This window comes from Nocardiopsis mangrovi (genome assembly GCF_042653925.1).
In the GTDB taxonomy this organism is placed as follows: domain Bacteria; phylum Actinomycetota; class Actinomycetes; order Streptosporangiales; family Streptosporangiaceae; genus Nocardiopsis_B; species Nocardiopsis_B mangrovi.
Genome location: NZ_JBHSFQ010000007.1, coordinates 117,857 through 135,706, shown reverse-complemented (window position 1 = coordinate 135,706; position 17,850 = coordinate 117,857). Strand labels below are relative to the sequence as shown.

General features: G+C 74.3%; 20 protein-coding genes. 11 read left to right on the top strand and 9 right to left on the bottom strand.

Features of this window, described 5'->3' with window-relative positions; all coding sequences use genetic code 11:
• Positions 1-150: 150 nt before the first annotated feature.
• Positions 151-1,386, bottom strand: coding sequence for a hypothetical protein (locus tag ACFO4E_RS10170; protein WP_378573239.1), 1,236 nt, complete (start codon positions 1,384-1,386; stop codon positions 151-153).
• A 91-nt stretch (positions 1,387-1,477) separates the two neighbouring features.
• On the opposite strand from ACFO4E_RS10170, the gene ACFO4E_RS10165 reads away from it, so the two are divergent.
• Complete coding sequence (locus ACFO4E_RS10165) at positions 1,478-2,173, top strand: TetR/AcrR family transcriptional regulator (protein WP_378573237.1); 696 nt, start codon at positions 1,478-1,480, stop codon at positions 2,171-2,173.
• A 74-nt stretch (positions 2,174-2,247) separates the two neighbouring features.
• On the opposite strand, the gene ACFO4E_RS10160 is transcribed toward ACFO4E_RS10165, so the two are convergent.
• Together ACFO4E_RS10160 and ACFO4E_RS10155 are read right to left on the bottom strand one after the other, a co-directional pair.
• Positions 2,248-2,853: a transposase gene (locus ACFO4E_RS10160; RefSeq protein ID WP_378573235.1), complete on the bottom strand. Its 606-nt coding sequence runs from the start codon at positions 2,851-2,853 to the stop codon at positions 2,248-2,250.
• Positions 2,854-2,947: 94 nt separating this feature from the next.
• Complete coding sequence (locus tag ACFO4E_RS10155) at positions 2,948-3,610, bottom strand: class I SAM-dependent methyltransferase (RefSeq protein ID WP_378573233.1); 663 nt, start codon at positions 3,608-3,610, stop codon at positions 2,948-2,950.
• A 201-nt stretch (positions 3,611-3,811) separates the two neighbouring features.
• On the opposite strand from ACFO4E_RS10155, the gene ACFO4E_RS10150 reads away from it, so the two are divergent.
• The gene (locus ACFO4E_RS10150) at positions 3,812-5,713 is read left to right on the top strand and encodes a serine hydrolase (RefSeq protein ID WP_378573231.1); all 1,902 of its coding nucleotides are present in this window, start codon (positions 3,812-3,814) and stop codon (positions 5,711-5,713) included.
• Between the two features lie 17 nt (positions 5,714-5,730).
• Here the strand turns inward: ACFO4E_RS10150 and ACFO4E_RS10145 are convergent, their stop codons facing one another.
• Entirely contained in the window at positions 5,731-6,633 is a 903-nt protein-coding gene (locus tag ACFO4E_RS10145; protein ID WP_378573447.1) for a serine hydrolase, read from the bottom strand.
• A complete protein-coding gene (locus ACFO4E_RS10140; protein WP_378573229.1) occupies positions 6,633-7,508 on the bottom strand; it encodes a LysR family transcriptional regulator in 876 nt (291 codons plus the stop codon). The genes ACFO4E_RS10145 and ACFO4E_RS10140 overlap by 1 nt, the downstream gene beginning before the upstream one ends.
• 219 nt (positions 7,509-7,727) lie before the next feature.
• Between ACFO4E_RS10140 and bla the strand changes: the two genes are divergently transcribed.
• Complete coding sequence (bla, locus tag ACFO4E_RS10135) at positions 7,728-8,627, top strand: class A beta-lactamase (RefSeq protein WP_378573227.1); 900 nt, start codon at positions 7,728-7,730, stop codon at positions 8,625-8,627.
• Between the two features lie 75 nt (positions 8,628-8,702).
• On the opposite strand, the gene ACFO4E_RS10130 is transcribed toward bla, so the two are convergent.
• On the bottom strand, positions 8,703-9,104 hold the full coding sequence (locus ACFO4E_RS10130; RefSeq protein WP_378573225.1) for a winged helix-turn-helix transcriptional regulator: 402 nt from the start codon (positions 9,102-9,104) through the stop codon (positions 8,703-8,705).
• An 86-nt stretch (positions 9,105-9,190) separates the two neighbouring features.
• On the opposite strand from ACFO4E_RS10130, the gene ACFO4E_RS10125 reads away from it, so the two are divergent.
• The 5 genes from ACFO4E_RS10125 to ACFO4E_RS10105 all read left to right on the top strand — a co-directional run bounded on the left by ACFO4E_RS10125 (position 9,191) and on the right by ACFO4E_RS10105 (position 13,051).
• Positions 9,191-9,370 carry a hypothetical protein gene (locus tag ACFO4E_RS10125; RefSeq protein WP_378573223.1) on the top strand — a complete coding sequence of 60 codons (180 nt, stop codon included), beginning with the start codon at positions 9,191-9,193 and terminating at the stop codon, positions 9,368-9,370.
• Entirely contained in the window at positions 9,358-10,032 is a 675-nt protein-coding gene (locus tag ACFO4E_RS10120; protein WP_378573222.1) for a DsbA family oxidoreductase, read from the top strand. The genes ACFO4E_RS10125 and ACFO4E_RS10120 overlap by 13 nt, the downstream gene beginning before the upstream one ends.
• Positions 10,033-10,136: 104 nt before the next feature.
• Entirely contained in the window at positions 10,137-11,066 is a 930-nt protein-coding gene (locus tag ACFO4E_RS10115) for an alpha/beta hydrolase (protein ID WP_378573220.1), read from the top strand.
• Positions 11,067-11,430: 364 nt separating this feature from the next.
• The gene (locus tag ACFO4E_RS10110; RefSeq protein WP_378573218.1) at positions 11,431-12,483 is read left to right on the top strand and encodes a hypothetical protein; all 1,053 of its coding nucleotides are present in this window, start codon (positions 11,431-11,433) and stop codon (positions 12,481-12,483) included.
• A gap of 79 nt (positions 12,484-12,562) precedes the next feature.
• Positions 12,563-13,051 carry a hypothetical protein gene (locus tag ACFO4E_RS10105; RefSeq protein WP_378573216.1) on the top strand — a complete coding sequence of 163 codons (489 nt, stop codon included), beginning with the start codon at positions 12,563-12,565 and terminating at the stop codon, positions 13,049-13,051.
• A 50-nt stretch (positions 13,052-13,101) separates the two neighbouring features.
• Here the strand turns inward: ACFO4E_RS10105 and ACFO4E_RS10100 are convergent, their stop codons facing one another.
• On the bottom strand, positions 13,102-13,941 hold the full coding sequence (locus ACFO4E_RS10100) for an alpha/beta fold hydrolase (protein WP_378573214.1): 840 nt from the start codon (positions 13,939-13,941) through the stop codon (positions 13,102-13,104).
• A gap of 175 nt (positions 13,942-14,116) precedes the next feature.
• Here ACFO4E_RS10100 and ACFO4E_RS10095 point away from each other — a divergent pair, with 175 nt between their 5' ends.
• Complete coding sequence (locus ACFO4E_RS10095; RefSeq protein WP_378573445.1) at positions 14,117-14,839, top strand: tyrosine-protein phosphatase; 723 nt, start codon at positions 14,117-14,119, stop codon at positions 14,837-14,839.
• Between the two features lie 67 nt (positions 14,840-14,906).
• On the opposite strand, the gene ACFO4E_RS10090 is transcribed toward ACFO4E_RS10095, so the two are convergent.
• Complete coding sequence (locus ACFO4E_RS10090) at positions 14,907-15,314, bottom strand: RidA family protein (RefSeq protein WP_378573212.1); 408 nt, start codon at positions 15,312-15,314, stop codon at positions 14,907-14,909.
• Between the two features lie 78 nt (positions 15,315-15,392).
• Between ACFO4E_RS10090 and ACFO4E_RS10085 the strand changes: the two genes are divergently transcribed.
• Positions 15,393-16,031, top strand: a complete 639-nt coding sequence (locus tag ACFO4E_RS10085; protein WP_378573210.1) for a TetR/AcrR family transcriptional regulator — start codon at positions 15,393-15,395, stop codon at positions 16,029-16,031.
• Positions 16,032-16,137: 106 nt separating this feature from the next.
• Positions 16,138-16,800, top strand: a complete 663-nt coding sequence (locus ACFO4E_RS10080) for a maleylpyruvate isomerase N-terminal domain-containing protein (RefSeq protein ID WP_378573208.1) — start codon at positions 16,138-16,140, stop codon at positions 16,798-16,800.
• A 96-nt stretch (positions 16,801-16,896) separates the two neighbouring features.
• On the opposite strand, the gene sigJ is transcribed toward ACFO4E_RS10080, so the two are convergent.
• The gene (gene sigJ, locus ACFO4E_RS10075) at positions 16,897-17,850 is read right to left on the bottom strand and encodes an RNA polymerase sigma factor SigJ (protein ID WP_378573206.1); all 954 of its coding nucleotides are present in this window, start codon (positions 17,848-17,850) and stop codon (positions 16,897-16,899) included.

Sequence of the window (17,850 nt, the reverse complement as noted above, 5' to 3'; positions counted from 1 at the left end):
GGGAGGTGCTGGTCAGCGGCGAGGTCGAGCGGGTCCGCGGCGCCCCCGACGGGCACCCGGGCCCCCCGGTCGACGCCGTCCTCAAGGTCCGCCGGCGGCCCGGTCGGGCCTGAGGGCGGCGGTCCCGCTCGGCCCGGGGCGGGACCACCCTCACCGGGGGTCCCCGGCCTCCAGGTCGGCGGGCAGCAGCTGCTCGGTGAGCAGGCGGCGCACCCGGCGGTGGCGGTCGGGGTGGTCCAGCCACGACCGCAGGATCCGCCAGCCGTGGTAGTAGCCGAAGATGTACAGGCTCATCGCGGGGGTGGCGACGGCGGCCATCGCCGCCCCCGTCCCGGTCTCGCCGAGCAGCGCCCACCGCGCCAGGTAGGCGGCGACCTCGGCCTCGGGGCGGCCCTCGGCGGCCAGCAGGGCCGCGTTCGCCCACACCCCCCACAGCGCGTTGCGGGCGCGGTGGATCTCGGCGAAGTCGCTGCCGTCGGGGGCGATCCCGTACTCGCCGAAGACGTTGTCGGTCAGCCACGCCTGGGCCTGGTCGCCGGGGAACACGACCTCCTGGGCGTGCAGGCCGAGTCCTTCGCTGAGCACGAACGACGGCGCGACCATGAACCGGACCCACTGGTCGGTGCGGCCCTGGCCGTCGATCAGGTGGCGCTCCTTGAGCAGGGATTCGGCGATGTGGCCGGGGTGGCCTTCGTGGGCCACCACATAGAGCAGGTCGGCCAGGTTGAAGGGCAGGGCGCCGTTGACGAAGATCGTCGACCGCAGCCCGCCGTGGTGGTGCCCGGCCGCCAGGTAGTGGGCGTCGGGCACCACCTCGCAGCCGACCTCTTCCCCGGCGGGCAGGGGCACGACGGCGGCGTCGGTGCGGGCGCGGGTCTCGGCCACCGCCCGCCGCACCAGCCCGGGCAGCCGGTCCATGTGCCCCGGCGCCAGGGTGTGGTGGGCCTGCCAGGCGTGCAGGCGTTGGTGCAGCGTCCCGGCGCCCGCCGGCAGGGCCGCGTCGAGCCGGTCGTGGGCCTGTTCGAAGTCCGACTCGGGCAGCCGTTCCACGTCCACGCCCAGGCACTGGCGGGCATACTGCGGCAGCGGCGCCTGGTGGCCGTCCAGGCGGCGGGCGACGGCGCGCAGCGCGCGGACCTGCGCGGCCAGGTAGGCGGCGCGCGCCGGCTGGAACGGCGGGTCCTCCAGCAGCCGGTCGGCGTCCTCGGCCAGCCGGCCGGCGGGCGGCGGCTCCTCGGCGCGGACCCGGTCCCGCCAGGCATCGGGCCCGCGGTAGATCAGGACGGTCCCGCCGGAGGGGCCGGCCATGCGGCGGTCGATGCGCAGGGCCAGCAGCGCGTAGTCGCGCACCCACCCCTGTTCCCGGTCCGGTGCTGTCGCGGTCATCGGTGCTGCCTCCTGGTTCGGTGCTCGGCGGGTGCGCGGCAACACTAGGTGTACGGTTTTCCGTACAGTGCACGGGTGGGAGGAGGGCGCTATGCCGGGGAGTGCGCGCGACCCCGTCTGGTTCGGCGGGGAACCCGGGCCCCGCAGGCCGCGGCTGTCGCGGGAGCGGATCGTCGCGGCGGCGGTGGGGCTGCTGGACGCCGACGGGGTCGACGGCGTGTCCATGCGGCGCCTGGCCGCGCGGCTCGACGCCGGCACCATGTCGCTGTACGAGTACGTGGCGAGCAAGGAGGACCTGCTCGACCTCGCGCTGGACGCCGTCATGGCCGAACTCGACCCGGTGCCGGCCGGTGCGCGCGACTGGCGCGCGGCGCTCGCCGCCCACCTGGCCCAGAGCCGGCGGGTCATGCGGCGCCACCCCTGGATCACCGCCCTGGTGGGCACCCGGCCGCTGCTGGGGCCCAACGCGCTGTCCCGTTCCGAGAGCGTCCACGCCGTCCTCGCCGGCGCCGGGTTCACCGGAGCCGCGCTGGCCGCCGCGGTGGGCGCCGTCTCCAGCTACGTGCACGGCTTCGTCGTGACCGAGAACATGTGGCGGGCGCGGATGCGCGACCCGGCCGGCGAGGGCGACCTGCGCCGCCGCACCCGCGCCCACCTCGCCGAGCGGGCCGATCTCTACCCGGTCCTGGCCCGCCACTCCCGGGTGGAGGACGCCGACTTCGACGCGGGGTTCACCGAGGGCCTGGACATCGTCCTGGACGGGATCGAGGCCCGGCTGGGGCGCTGACACCGCAGGACGCCCCGCGCGGCGGAGCGCGGCCGGGGTCCCGCGCGTGTCAGACATCCCATGGTGTTTGGTTGTCAAGCCGCGGCGGGGTTCGCGTGGTGGGCCCATGCTGTGGCCTCGCTGTAGGTGGTGCGGGTCTTGAGGCATCCGTGGAGGATGCCGACGAGTCGGTTGCCCAGCTGCCGCAGGGCAGGGTTGTAGTCCATGTCGCGGGCGCGCTGCCTGTCGTAGTAGCGGCGGGCTCCGGGCGAGTTCTGGAGAGCGCAGAACGCCTGCCGCTGGAGAGCGTCGGCGAGGCGGTTGTTGCGGACGAAGCGCGCCTGGACGCTGTGGACCTTGCCGGAGGCCCGGGTGATGGGGCTGGTGCCGGCGTAGTTCTTGCGGGCCTTCGCGCAGGCGTAGCGGGTCGGGTCGTCGCCGAACTCGGCCAGCACCCGGGCACCGGTGATCGCGCCGATGCCGGGCATCGACAGGTAGATCTCAGCGTCCGGGTGCGCCAGAAAATGCGCCTTCACCTGCCCTTCCAGAGCGTTGATCTGCTCGTTCAGGGCGATCAGCAGCCGGGCGTGGGCCGTCACGGCGGCCGCATAGGCGTCGGCGACCGGGGCGGCGACACCGAGCCGGTCCTCGCGCAGCGCGGCCTGGATCGCGGCGGCCTCCCGGCCGGCCGGCAGAGGCACGGTCTGACACCAGAGCTCGAACGGCTCAGGCGACGCTAGTGCTCATCTGCCGGCGGCCACGCATCGAGTCTCACTCACAACCCGATAAGTCCCATTAGGCGGCGGCGGGCTTGCGGGCCAGCAGGAAGCCCTGGCGGATCTTCGTACCGGGCTCGTCTTCCTCGGGCTCGCGCACCAGCCGGGCGGTCGCGGGGATCCCGGCCGCCTCCAGCAGCCCGGCGACGTGGCCCGGGAGTTGCCGGTGGAAGTCGAGCGCGACCGGGTGGTCCATCGGACGCTCCGCGTGCAGGGTGTGGTCGCCGACCTGGAAGGCGAGCAGCACGTGCCCGCCGGGGGCCAGCACCCGGTGGAACTCGGCGAACACCCTCGGCAGCTCCTCCCGGGGGACGTGGATGATCGAGTACCAGGCGACGATGCCACCCAGGGAGGCGTCGGCCAGGTCCAGGCCGGTCATCGAGCCCACCTCGAACCGCAGCCCGGGGTGGTCCCGCCGCGCCAGCGCCACCATCCGCGGCGACAGGTCCAGGCCGAAGACGTCCACCCCCAGGGCGTGCAGGTGCGCCGAGATGCGGCCGGGGCCGCAGCCCACATCGGCGACGGGGCCGGCGCCGGTGGCGCGGGCGAGTTCGGCGAAGGCGGCGAGCAGCGCGCGGTCCAGCGGCTTGGCGTCGAGTTCGCCGCGGATCCAGTCGACGTAGTCGTCGGCGATGGTGTCGTAGAAGGTGCGTGCGGTGCCCAGGAAGTCGGGTTCGGTCATGCCAGCAGACGCTAGCGCCCGCCGGGCGGGGGCGGCGGTCGGGGTGGGGTGTGCGCGGGCGGCCCCTGGCGGCGGGTCCGCCGCGCTCGGCCGACGGCGGCGACACACCCCGCAATACAGCATCTGAGCTGCGGAAACTGCTAGATTCGCGAGCGTTGGGAAGGCCCCCGTCAATGTCCGGCGGATGTGGGGAGCGTCGCGGTGAGCCCCGTCGAAGTACGCAACGACCTGACCGGTCCGCAGTATCAGGACGCGTTCCACGAGCTGTTCGGCAACCGGGGCCTGCGGCTGGCCGACGTGTGCGGATACGAGGTCGGCGACTCCGCGCGCTACGCCGCCATCTGGGCGCCCGCCCACGGCCCCCATCCCAGCACCTACCAGTGGACCGCCCACGCGATCCCGGCCGGCGAATACCAGGGCGTCTTCGACGCCCGCACGGCCGAGGGGTACCGGCCCGTGCGCCTGACGCCCTACAGCGTGGCCGGGGCGACGCTCATCGCGGCGATCTGGGAGAAGACGCCCGGCCCCGAGTGGGCCAGCCGCCACGACTTCAACATCCTCAACCTCCAGAACCACCTGCGCCAGGTCCGCACGCAGGGCTTCCGCGTCGCCGACATCTGCTTCTACTCCAGCCTGGAGCCCAACCCCGACCATCTGGGGCCGCCGCCGGCCCCCATCGTCCGGGTCTCGCGGTTCTCCTCCATCTGGGTGAAATCCGACGGCCGCGACTGGGAGGTCCACGGCCCCCTGACCGGGGACGGCTACCAGGCCGAGTTCGACCGCCAGAACGGGCTGGGGCGCTGGCCGGTCCGCGTCAGCGGCTTCAACGTCGCCGGCGGCACCGACCAGAAGTTCGTCGGCCTGTGGGAACCGGCGCGCGGGCTGCCCGGCGAGGCCCACCACCGCATCGACGCCGCCGGCTACCAGGCGGACACGGCCCGGCTGGGCGGCGGGGGATGGCGCCAGCTGTGCATCGGCGCGTACTCGGCGGGTTACCGCGACGCCGCCGCGCCGCGGTTCAACCCGATCTGGGAGCGGCGTGAGGCCGAGCCCGTCATCGCGAAGCTCGCCGCCGCCTTCATGAGGGACTTCGAGGTCCCCGGCCTGTCGGTGGCGGTGGCCAAGGACGGCCTGCTGCTCCACGCGGCCGGATACGGCCTGGCCGACAAGGGCGCGGCCACGCCGGTGACCGCGTCGAGCCTGTTCCGCATCGCCAGCCTGGCCAAGCCGATCACCTCGGCGGCCCTCATGAACCTCGCCTCCCAGGGGCGGGTCGCCCTGCAGGACCTGGTCTTCGGCTCCAGCGGCCACCTGGGCGACCTGGGGACGCCGGCCGACGGCCGGGCCGAGCACATCACCGTCCGCCACCTGCTGGAGCACGCCTGCGGCGGCTGGGCCAGCGACTCCCAGGACCCGATGTTCTCCAACCCCACGCTCGACCAGCGGCAGCTGATCTCCTGGGTGCTGGCCAACCGGCCGCTCGACCACGACCCCGGCACCGCATACGCCTACTCCAACTTCGGCTACTGCGTGCTCGGCCGCGTCATCGAGCACGTCACCGGCCGCACCTACGCCGACCACGTGGCCCAGGACCTCTTGGCGCCGTGCGGTGTCACCGACATGTCCATCGCGGGCGACACCCTGGCCGACCGGCTGCCCGGCGAGGTCGTCTACTACGGCCTGGACGGGGACGACCCCTACAGCATGCGGGTGCACCGCATGGACGCCCACGGCGGCTGGGTGGCCACCGCAACCGATGTGTTGCGGTTCGCCGTCCGGGTGGACGGCTTCCCGGCTCCGCCCGACGTCGTGCCCGGGGAATGGATCACCGCCATGACCACGCCCTCGGGCCTGGCCGGGTCCGACGGCTATGCGCTGGGGTGGGCGGTGGCCCCCGATGGGACCTGGTCGCACACCGGGTACCTGCCCGGGACGGCGTCGGTGCTGGCGCGCACCAAGGACGGCTACTGCTGGGTGGCGCTGGCCAACACCGGCCGCAAGGACACCGCCGACCCCGACCGCTCCACCGAGAACGGCCTCACCCGCCTGATGTGGGACGTCCACGACCAGGTCGACGTGTGGCCGGCGGGCCAGGCGCTCTGAACGGCGCGGCCGCGCCGCTACATGCCGCGCAGGTGGTCGCGCAGCGTGCGGGCCACCCGGCCCATCAGCGCCTCGGCCTCGGGCTGGGCGCGGGCGGCCACCTGGGATTCGGTCAGCGCGGCCACGCCGAAGACCTGGCCGTCGTCGTGCTCGACGACCCCCACCTCGTGGCGCAGGTTGAGCAGGGTGCCGGTCTTGGAGGACCACAGCGTGGAGTCGGAGCTGAAGTCGGGCGTGAGCCGCTGGCGCATGAGGTTGTCGGCCATGAGCGCGCGCACGCGCGCGGCGACGCCCGGGTCGATCGGCGAGGGGGTCCACAGCGCCTGGAGCAGGTCGACGAACGCCCGCGCCGATCCGGAGCTGGCGCGGGTGACGTCGAGCTGGGGGATCCCGTGCCCGCGCCCGGCCGTGCCCGCCCCGATCGCCAGGACGTGGGCCAGGTGGACGTCGGCGGCGCGCAGGCGGTCGGCCGGGGTGTCGCTCAGCTCGCGGATCGAGTGGCGGATGGTCAGGCCGCGGACCCCGGCCGCGCGCATCGCCTCGGCGACCTGCGCGGGCGGGGCGAGGGCGAACAGGGCCTCGGAGGCGACGTTGTCGCTGAGGCAGATGCTCAGGTAGACGAGGTCCTCGATCGAGATCCGGGCGGGGTGGCGGAACTTCGTGATCCCGGTGACCCCGAGGGTGGTGTCGCGCCCCGGCTCGACCAGGATCCCCTCGGCGCCGTCGAGCTCGCCGGTGCGGATGCGGTCGAAGATGGAGATGGCCAGCGGGACCTTGACCAGCGAGGCGGTGGGGTAGGCGAGGTCGGGCTCGATGCCCACCTCGGTGCCGGTGCGCAGGTCGCGCACGAGGAAGGAGCCGCGCAGGCCCGCGTCGTCGAGGTCCTGGCGCAGGTCGCGCAGGAGGGAGGCCTCGCTCATCATCCGGCGGCCCCCAGGCAGTGCGCGATGGGGTCGTGCAGGGTGGTGCGCAGGCGTTCGGCCTCGTCTCCGTCGGTGGCGGCGACGTCGAAGCTGCGCACCAGGCGCAGCTCGCCGATGGGGCGCCAGTGCAGCCCCAGCTCCCGGGCCTGGGCCGGTGAGGCCAGCAGCAGGTCGGTGGATCCGTAGACCTCGGCCGCGGCCGAGGTGAGCGCGGGGGCGACGGCGACCTGGGCGGGCTGCAGGCCCACGGAGTCGCGGGTGCGCATCACGCGGTCGCGGATGTGGGGCACGTCGTCCTCGGGCTGGATCCAGATGCGGCGCCGGCGCTGGGCGCGGCCGCCGCGGCCGGTCCGCAGGGTGTCGATGTAGACGGTGGCGGCGGAGGGCTCGGCGGTGGCGGCCAGTCCCAGCGGCACCGACCAGCGGCCTTCGTCGGCGGGGACCTCGGTGATGGCGGCGCCGACCTGCTGGGAGCGCAGGAGCTCGGCGCGCTCGGCCGGCGGCGCGGCGTGGAAGTCGAGGTAGACGCCTTGTTTGCGGGCTTCGGCGTCGAGCAGTGCGAGGTCGCGGGTGGTGCAGGTGTCGGGTATCGCCAGGCGCAGGGGCGTGCGCTTGGCGCGTTCGGCGTCGTACTCCATGGCTTCGGCGAGGCGGACCAGGCGCTTGGCCGAGGGCAGCATGTCGCGGCCGAAGGGGGTGAGAGTCGCGCGCCGCGTCGAGCGGTCGAACAGCCGCGCGCCCAGGTGCTGTTCGAGGGCTGCGATGCGGCGGCTGGCGACCGGCTGGGGGATGCGGGCGGCCGCGGCCCCGAGGGTGAAGCTGCCGCGTTCGCTCACACTGACGAACGCGCGGCAGGCGCCGACGATGTCCATCCCCGAAGATTATGCCGTTTTCGCATCAGACCGGTCATTTTTGTCTTGGACAGCATCAGCCCGCTGCGGCCAGACTGCAGCGCGAGGCCGCACACGGGCCGTTCCCGTGGCCGCACGCTCGCCCGCCGGAGGTCGTTCCGGCAGGTGGCAGCGGGTCGTCCAGCTGCCCGCGGTGCCCTCGCCCATCCAATGCCGACCCATACGACAGGGAGATCCACCATGCCCGTCCAGCTCACCCGCCGCGCCGGGATCGCGGCCGTGGCCGCGCTCACGCTCGCGCCGCTGGCCGCCTGTTCCACGGGGGAGGCCGCGACGCCGGCGTCGGAGACGACGGCGTCGTCGCCGGAGGCGGAGTTCGAGCGCCTCGAAGACGAATTCGACGCCCGGCTGGGCGTCTACGCCGTGGACACCGGCTCGGAGGAGGACATCGCCTACAACGCCGGCGAGCGCTTCGCCTACGCCTCCACCTTCAAGGCCCTGGCGGTCGGCGCCGTGCTCCAGCAGAACTCGCTGGAGGAGATGGAGGAGCTCATCACCTACTCCGAGGAGGACCTGGTCGAGCACTCCCCCATCACCGAGCAGCACGTCGACACCGGCATGACGCTGATGGAGCTGAGCGACGCAACCGTCCGCTACAGCGACAACGCGGCGGCCAACCTCCTCTTCGAGGAGCTGGGCGGGCCGGAGGGGCTGGGCGCTGCGCTGGCGGGGATCGGCGACGACGTCACCCACGTCGACCGCATCGAGCCGGACCTCAACGAGGCCACCCCCGGCGACATCCGCGACACCAGCACGCCCCGGGCGCTGGCCACCAGCCTGGGCGCCTACACCCTGGGCGATGTGCTGCCCGAGGAGAAGAGCGCGGTCCTCGTCGACCTGCTCAAGCGCAACACCACCGGTGACGCGCTGATCCGCGCGGGCGTGCCCGAGGGCTGGGAGGTCGGCGACAAGACCGGGGCCGGCGGCTACGGCGGGCGCAACGACATCGCCGTCATCTGGCCCCCGGAGGGCGACCCGATCCTGATGGCGGTCATGTCCAGCCGCGACGAGGAGGACGCCGAGTACCAGGACGCGCTCATCGCCGAGGCCGCGGCGGTGGCGATCGAGGAACTGGGCTAAGCGGCCGGCGCCGCCGTGCCGCCGGCCGCGGTACGGCGGGGATCCTTCGGCGGCCGGGGCGAGCCCCGGCCGCTTTCACTGTGCGGCGGCCTCCTCCGCGGTGTCGTGGCGCCGGCGGGCCGCGGCGATGTCGTCGCGGTGCGCGCCGGCCCAGGTGTTGAGCGCGGTCAGCGGCTCCAGCAGGGTGCGGCCGAGGTCGGTCAGCGCGTAGTCGACCCGCGGCGGCACCGTGGCGTGCGGGGTGCGGGTGACGAGGCCGTCGCGGACGAGGATCCGCAGGGTGCGCGTGAGCATGCGCTGGCTGATGCCCTCGATGGCGCGGTTCAGCTCGGTGAAGCGGTAGGTGCTCTGGCCGAGGAGGACCACGATCAGCACACTCCACTTGTCGCCGACGATGTCGAGCACCTCGCGGATGGGGCAGTCGGCGTCGGCCGGAACGGGCACCGGCACGGTCACACCCGTGTGCGTATCGGACATCGATGTGCCTCCTTACGTTCGCTCCCATCATTGCGTACTGTAGGGCGGGCTACAGACAAAAAGTAACCGACCACCTTGGAGTGCCCATGGGTCCCCTCCCTACGCGCGCCGACACCGGGACCTCCACCCCGCCGCCGGCCCCCTCCCCTGCCGAACCCGGCACGGGCGCCGCGCCGGACGGCCTTCCCGCAGAGGGGCGCCCGGCGCTGATCGACGTCGGCTCGCCCGACGCCCCGGCGTGCACCGACGGGGCGTGCCTGCTGTGAGCGGGAGGCTGCGGATCGACGTCTGGTCCGACGTCGTCTGCCCCTGGTGCTACATCGGCAAGCGGCGCCTGGAGGCCGCGCTGGCCCGGTTCGAGCACGGCGAAGCCGCCGAACTGCACTGGCACGGCTTCCAGCTCGACCCCGCCCACCCCCGGGGACTGCGCCGGCCGACCACGCAGACGCTGGCGCAGAAGACGGGCGCCCCGCCCGACCAGGTGCGGGCGATGACCCGCCGGGTCAGCGAACTCGCCGCGGCCGAGGGCCTTGCCTACGACCTGGAGCGGGCCGTGTCGGTCAACACGCTCGACGCCCACCGGCTGGCCCGCCTGGCCGCCGGCCACGGGCTGGGCGGGCCGATGCACGAGCGCCTGCTCGCCGCCCACCTGGGCGAGGGCGAGATCGTCGACGACACCGACACCCTGGTGCGCCTGGGCGCCGAGGTCGGCGTTCCCGGGGACGAGGCCCGGCGGGTGCTGGAGGGCGACGCCTACGCCGACGCCGTGGCGGCCGACCTGAACGAGGCGCGGCGCCTGGGCATCACCGGTGTGCCGTTCTTCGTCGTCAACGGCACCCACGGGGTGTCGGGCGCGCAGGAGGTCGAGACCTTCCTGTCCGCGCTGCGCGCCGCCTACCGCGACGACGAGGCCGTCGCGGCTGGCTGACCCCCGCGGCGCGCTCCGGGCCGGCCCCGCGGCACACCGTCCGTCCCGCTCCCGGCCCGTGGCCGTGGCAACGGGCCGCGAGCGGGGCGGATAGGGTCGGGAGTATGGAACTGGCGAAGGTGCACCCCGAGCTGCGCCGCGCGGTTCGGCGCGTCCCCCTGATGCCCGTGGGCCGGCCGTGGTTCCGCCGATTGGCGCGGACCGCGCTGGACCGCCTCACCCCGCCGACGGTGGTCGACGGCGTCCGGTCCGCCGACTCCACCGCCGACGGCGTCGCCGTGCGCGTCTACCGGCCCGAAACCGGCGCATCCGGGGCCGGGCTGCTGTGGATCCACGGCGGCGGCCTGGTCATCGGACACCCCTCCCAGGATGACCGGTTCTGCTCCAGCACAGCACGCGACCTCGGCATGGTCGTGGTCTCGGTCGACTACCGGCTGGCCCCCGAAGCCCCGTTCCCGGCGGCGCTCGACGACTGCGCCGCCGCCTGGGAGTGGTTCCGCCGCTCCGCGGCGGACCTCGGCGTGGATCCCGCCCGCATCGTGGTCGGCGGCCAGAGCGCCGGCGGCGGCATCGCCGCCTGCCTCACCCACCGGCTCCGCGACAGCGGCGGGCTCCAGCCCCGCGCGCAGCTGCTGGTGTGCCCCATGCTCGACGACCGCACGGCCGCCAGGACCGAGCTCGACGAGGTCGGGCACTGGGTCTGGAACAACGGGCTGAACCGATTCGGCTGGCGCTCCTACCTGGGCGCGGAACCCGGAGCGGCCCCGGCGCCGTACTCGGTGGCCGCGCGGCGCGACGACCTCCGCGGCCTGCCCCCCGCCTGGATCGGCGTGGGCGACATCGACCTGTTCTCCGAGGAGGACGCCGACTACGCCCGCCGCCTCCGCGCGGCCGGCGTGGCCTGCGAGCTCGACATCGTCCCCGGGGCACCCCACGGATTCACCAGCTGGGGGTACCGGACCTCCGTGGCCGAGCACTTCATCCAGCGCAGCCGCGCGTGGCTCGCGCGCGCCGCCGCCGTCGAGAACGCCTAGCGCACCCGGCCGCCGCCCAAACGCCGTCGACGGCCGTCCCCGGAAGCCGGTCGACCGGGTTCCGGCGCGGGGCCGACCGTGCAAGGCGCGCACGCCCTTCGCCGAACAGGCGACCCGTGGCGACCCGGCGACAGGGCCGATGGATCACCCGATCGACGACGCGCGGCGGTCTCGCCCCCGGTGCGCCCTGCGCCGTTTCAAGGCCCGATCCGGCCACGCGGAACTCCGCGCGGAACCGGAACCGCGCCGCCGCCTCCGGCGTCCCACATGCATGAACGGCCGCGCCCTCTCGGCCGCTCCACCGTCCAGCGCCCCCGCGACCCTGTTGGAGGATCCCACCGGATCACAGAGCCGAAGGCGTCCCATGATCCACGCTCTCGTCCCCCCGTCCCCCCGACCCGACCGCGGTGCGGGCTACACCGAGTACGCCGCCGTGCTCCTGCTCGTCGCGGCCGTCGCCGGCGTCGTGATCACCAGCGGCATCCCGCAGGGCGTCGGCGGCCACATCGACGCCGCGCTGTGCCGGGTCTCCGCCGCGCAGACCGACGAGGACTGCGAGCCGGGCTCCGGCGGCAACGGATCGGCCGGCGTCCAAGGCCTGCGGCCCGACCCCGGTCCGGCGGAGAACCCCTGCGACCCGCTGTGTGAGCCCTACAGCCGCCCCGGGCCCGACTACAACGTCGAGCCGTTCCCCTCACCGCCCGCCGCCCACCCCGACGACGCGGCCGCCGCGGACTCGGCGGCGCAGTACGACACGGTCGACATCGACGACCACACCTCGTGCTGGCTGCTCCTGCTCATCGGCTGCACCAACGAGGTCTATGAGGCGCACGAGATGCTGGCCGTCGCCGTCGCCTACTTCCGCGACCGCCAGGGCTCCCCCGACGCCGCCGACCTGCTGGAGCACTTCCGCGAAGGCTCCGGGGAGACCTACCAGATCTCGGGCGACAAGCTCGTCGGCGACATCCCCGAATTCCGCGATCGGGTGGAATCGGACCGGGAGGACCTGGGGCGGTCCGCCGTCCTGGAGGCCCAGGAGCGGGGCATCACCGAGCCCACGGTGTTCCCGCTCAGCACCGAGTGGAACGCCTTCGGCCGCGACCCCGCCAACCCCGACCAGGGCACCTACCGCAACAACAACTGGTGGTACGCCCTGGCGAGCTTCCGCTACTCGCTGACCGGCGAGGTGACGGTGACCCCGCCGCAGCAGCCGGGCGGAGAGTGGACCTACCGGGTGGACACCCAGGTCAACATCAAGAAGTACTACGACTGGGACCCCGACGACCACACGGCGTTGAAGCCGCCGTTCTACAACGCGTCGCAATGGACGCACCGCGAAATGCACCGCACCGGCCTGGCCCAGGAGTTCTGGGTGGTCGGCCAGAGCAGGCCGGAGATCCGCTATGGCACCCTGTGACGGGCGCGACCGCCGGGGGGCCGCGGCGGGCCGCCGACGCCGAGTGGGACCGCGGCCGAGGAGGGGAAGGGCAGGACACATGACCACACGCAGCGCGGTGCTCGCCGGCGCGCTGGCGCTCGCGGCGCTGTCGGCCGGCTGCTCCGCGGGCGGCGCCGAGCCGCCCGCCCCCTCCCCGCCGCCCAGCCCCACGGCGACCTCCGACACCGGCCGCGTCGCGGAGTTCGCGGGCCTGGAGGTCCCCGCGCGGGCCACGGGGCTGGAGGTGGACGAGCGCACCAGCGACGGCGGCCTGACCACGCTCACCGCGCGGTTCGACACCGACCGCGCCGGCGCCGAGGCGTTCTGCGCCGCAGAGAACCTGGGCGTCTACCCCGACCCCGAAGGCCCCGACGACGCCGACGCCGAGGCGTTCGGGATCGACCCCGCCGACCCCGGCACCGTCGACGGCAGCACCACCTGCCGCGGTGCCGAGCCCACCGCGGGGCGCGTCCAGCGCGAGGTCCTCATCCTCTACCCGGGCGCCGACGAGGCCCGGGTGCACCTGTTGGCCTACGACTCCCCCTGAGCACCGCGTGCGGCCCGCCGGTGCCGCCGCGGCCGGGCGGCCCCGGCGGCTCAGCCGCGCAGGAACCCCAGGACCGCGTCGGCCTGGCCCAGGATCGCGTGCCCGACCCCGGGCAGGAGGTCCACCCTCGCGTGCGGGACGCACCGGCGCACGCGCCGGGCGGTGTCGCGGGAGTCGAACATGGCGTCGCGGTCCCCCGCGATCACCAGCACGGGCATGCGCAGGCGCCGCAGGTCGTCGTCGGGGACGACAGGCAGCCGCTCGGTGCGCGGCTTGAAGTGCGAGAAGGTGAGCACCACGGAGTCGAGGGCGGGCCCGGCCTCCGGCGCGTCCAGGCCCGCGACCATCCGCGCGGACCGGCGCAGCCCCCACAGCCCGAACGGGCGCAGGAGGACGGCCGCCAACAGCCAGCCCGTCTTCTGCCGGCCGATGCCGCCGGGGCACAGCAGGGCCAGGCGCGTCACCCGCTGGGGCCGGCGGACGGCGTAGTCCAGTGCGAGCCGCCCGCCCAGTGAGGCCCCGACGACAGCGGCGTCCGAGATCCCCAGCCCCTCCAGCACGTCGTCCAGCCACAGCGCGTGGGCGTCGGAGTCCAACGGCGGTCGGGAGGGCGCGCTGTTGCCGGGCTCGCCGATGAGGTCGACCGCGTAGGTGCGGAAGTGCCGTGCCCAGGAGGCGACGTCGTCGCGCCACATCATCGCGTTCGTCCCCGATCCGTGCAGCAGGAGGACCGGCGGCGCCTGGGGCGGGCCGGAGACGACGGCGAACGTCTCCCCTTCGCGGGTGGGCACGCGCACGTGTTCGGCGGGCACGGGCCAGGTGCGCAGCGCTCGGCGGTAGTGCCGCAGGACCTCGCCCCCACCGGCCTCGGACGTGTAGATCGCGGTCATTGCACGACCATCCTCCCCAACGAGTGAACTTCCGGGAAATACCCTAACGTCACTCGCACGAGGAAGGAAAAGTAATTTTACGGAGTGGTACCTCGGGAGAATGGTCGAGCCGACCGCCCGATGCGATGCGCCCGGTAGGCGCGGGCGCCCGTAGGGGGCCGGGGCGAGCAGGCGCATCGCGTTCGAGCGCCTGCACGACTTCCGGGACCTGGGCGGTTGCCGGACCTCCGACGGCCGCACGCTGCGCTGGGGCCGGCCGTTCCGGTCCGACCCGCTCGGCGGGCTCCGGGGCGACGACGGGGACCGCTTCCCCGCCCTGGGGATCGGCACGGTGATCGACCCGCGCCACCCCTGGGAGGTCGAACGCGGCGGACGCGTCCACCACCACCCGGGGCTCGCCCACCACCACCTGAGCATCGAGGACCGGCCCTACGAGCAGGCCGGCCTGGACCCCGGCGCCGACCCCGCCCCGTTCCCGGCCGAGCGCAACTCCGAAGCCGCCCGCGAACGCGCCGCCGGGATTCGCGGCGCCCGGGAGGTCATCGCCGGCTCCGCCGCCCCGCTGGCGTTCCACTGCCATTCCGGCGAAGACCGCGTCGGCGTCCCGCCCATGCCGGTCCTCACCCTGGCCGGAGTGGGCGCCGGCGACATCGCCGCCGACTACGCCCTGACCGGCCGGGCAGCCGAGCGCCTGGTGGCCCAATGGCGCGCCGGCCACCCCGACCTCGCCCTCGGATGGGCCGCCTACGGCACCGCCCCGGCCGAGACCGTGCACCTGTTCACCGCCGACCCGGAGCGGCGGTACGGATCGGTGCGCGCCTCTGCCGCCGACCACCTCGGCGCCGACGACGACCCGGTGGCACCGCTCCGGACGGCTCCCGCCCCCCTGCTCCCGTAGCGGACGCGCCCCAGCCCTTGAGGCCGGGGCGGCCGGAACGGCTCCCCCGCCCCCGGCGCGGGGCGGATCACTCGATGACCGCGGTGGCCTCGACCTCCACCAGTAGGCCCGGCTCGGCCAGGGCGGCGACACCGATCCCGGTGAGTGGGGCCGACGGGGTGGTGCCGAGCTTCTCGGCGGCGCGGGCGACCCCCTCCACGAACAGCGGCATCTTGTCCGGGGTCCAGTCGACGAGGTAGACGGTCAGTTTCACCACGTCGTCGAAGGTGGCTCCCGCCGCCGCCAGGGCCGTGCCGACGTTGAGGTAGCACTGCTCGACCTGGGCGGCGAAGTCGCCCGCGCCGACCTTGCGGCCGTCGGCGTCGAGGGCGACCTGGCCGGCCATGAAGACCAGCTTCGATCCGGTGGCGACCGACACCTGCCGGTAGAGGCCGACCTCCGGAAGTCCTTCGGGGTTCGCCAGGGTGATGGCCATGCTGACTCCTTTCAGGGAGAAGATCCGCGGACGCGGGATCCCAATCTATAGCAATGCAATGCTATGTATTCTGGGTCCATGGCGAGGACGAAGGATCCCGCGGTCCGCACCATGCTCATCGAGCGCGCCGCACAGATGCTCCGCGCGCGCGAGCCCATCACCCTGCGCTCGCTGGTGGCCGGGACGTGCGTGTCGACGATGGCCGTCTACACCCACTTCGGCGGCATGGACGGCATGTGGAAGGCGCTGCGGCAGGAGGGCTTCACCCGCCTCGGCGCCCGGTTCGCGACGGTGGCGGCGTCCGCGGACCCGGTGCGCGACCTCGCCGCCCTGGTCGCCGCCTACCTCGGCAACGCGCTGGACCACCCCGACCTGTACCGGGTCATGTTCGACGCGACCTTCGAGCTCGAAGACCTCGAAGCCGCCGACGCGACACTGGAGTACCTCGTCCAGGCCGCCCGGCGGGCCCGGGACGACGACCGCTTCCGCGCCGACACCGACCCCCTGGACCTGGCGATCCAGAGCTGGGCCATCGGCCACGGCCTGGTCTCCCTGGTCGCCACCGGCCCCCTGCCGCCACGGACACTCGACCACGGCGCCCCCATGCTGACCGCGCTGTTCGTCGGCGCGGGCGACGACCCCGGCAGATGCCGCGCCTCGGTCGAGCGGGGCTGGGAGCGACCCCTCGACCTCGGCGAGGAACCGGCCCCCGGATAGGCCGACGGCCGGGACCCCCGGCGTCCCCCGCGGCCTCCGGGAACGGCCGGGCCGAACGCCCCGGATACGCTTGTCCCCTGCCGCGGCACCGCACTACCGTGCCGCTGTGGACCTCTTCTCACGCTCCTGGGCGGCGTTGCGCGCGGCGGTCGCCGAACTCCCCGACGAGGACTTCGAGCACCCCTCCGGCTGCGCCGGCTGGCTCGTGCGCGACCTCGTATGCCACCTGGTCATCGACGCACAGGACGTCCTGATCACCCTCGCCACCCCCGCCGATCCCGATGCCGGACCGACCGTCGACGCGGTGACCTACTGGAACGTCACCGGCCGCCCGCCCACCGGCGAGGACCCGCTCGACGCGCTCATCGTCCGCCTGGCGGCCGCCTACCAGGAACCCCACCTGCTCAAGTTCCACCTCGACGACGTCGGCTCCGCCGCCGGGCGCGCGGCCGCACTCGCCGACCCCGGCGCCCGGGTGAGCACCCGCGGCGAGGTCCTCACCGCGGGCGACTACCTCACCGCCTACGTCCTGGAGTGGACACTGCACCACCTCGACCTGATCGCGCACCTCCCGCACACGGCGCCGCCGCCCGCCGAGGGCCTGGCGCGCTCCCGCGCGATGCTGGAGGAGATCGCCGGCGCCGCCTTCCCGGCGTCGTTCACCGACACCGACGCCCTGCTGGTCGGCACCGGCCGCCGGGCGCCGACCGGTACCCAGGTGGCGGAACTCGGCCGGCTGGCGGAACGGCTGCCGCTCGTCGTGGGCTGACACCTGCGCCGAACCGGGACCGGACGCGGCGCCGTCCGTTAGGCCGGTCGTCGGTCTCGGCGGCCGTGACGCCGTCAGCGGATGGCGTCCCGGTCATCAGCGGGCGTCGGGCTCCGGCCACCTCCGCCACGGCCGGAGCTTGGCGGGGTCGCGCACCACCCAGATGCGCCGGATCCGGCCGCCCGCCACGTCGAACGCCGCCACCGTCACGGTGATCCCGCCGTTCAGCGCCACCAGGCCGGGGCGGCCGTTGACCGTCTGCTCCCGGACCGTCAGACCGGGCACCCTGGCGGCGATGCCGAGCATGTGGCGGGCGATGCGCTCAGCGCCGACGACCGGCCGCAGCGCGGCGCCGGCCTGGCCGCCGCCGTCGGCGGTCATCGTGGCGCGGGGATCGAGGAGGCCGACGAGGGCTTTGATGTCCTTGGCCTCCCAGGCCCGCTTGAACCCGTTGACCAGGTCGGCCTGCCGCTCAACGGGATCCGGCGCCGACCGCGGCGCGCGCAGCCGGCGCCGGGCCGAGGCCGCCAGCTGGCGGCACGCCCCGGGTGTGCGGCCGACGACCTCGGCCACCTCGGCGAACGTGTAGCCGAACACGTCGTGCAGGATGAGCGCGACGCGCTCGGCCGGGGTCATCGATTCCAGCACGACCAGGAAGGCCACGGTGAGCGATTCGTCGAGGGTGACCCGGTCGGCCGGGTCGGCCACGCTCACGCCCCAGCGCACGCTGACCCATTCCGCGGACCCCGGCAGCGGCTCGGGGATCCACGCACCCGTGTAGCGCTCCCGCCTGGCCCGTGCCGAGCCGAGCAGGTCGAGGCAGATGCGGCCGGCGACGGTCGTCAGCCAGGCACCGGGCGACGCGATGTCCGCGCGCTGCTCCGGGGTCAACGCGTACCAGCGGGTGTCGGCCTCCTGCACGACGTCCTCGGCGTCCGACAGCGACCCCAGGAGCCGGTAGGCGAGATGGATCAGCTGGCGCCGCTCGCCCGTGATCGCGCTCAGGCCCGGATCGGGGCCGTCGTGTCCCGTCTCGGATGGGTCGGTCAT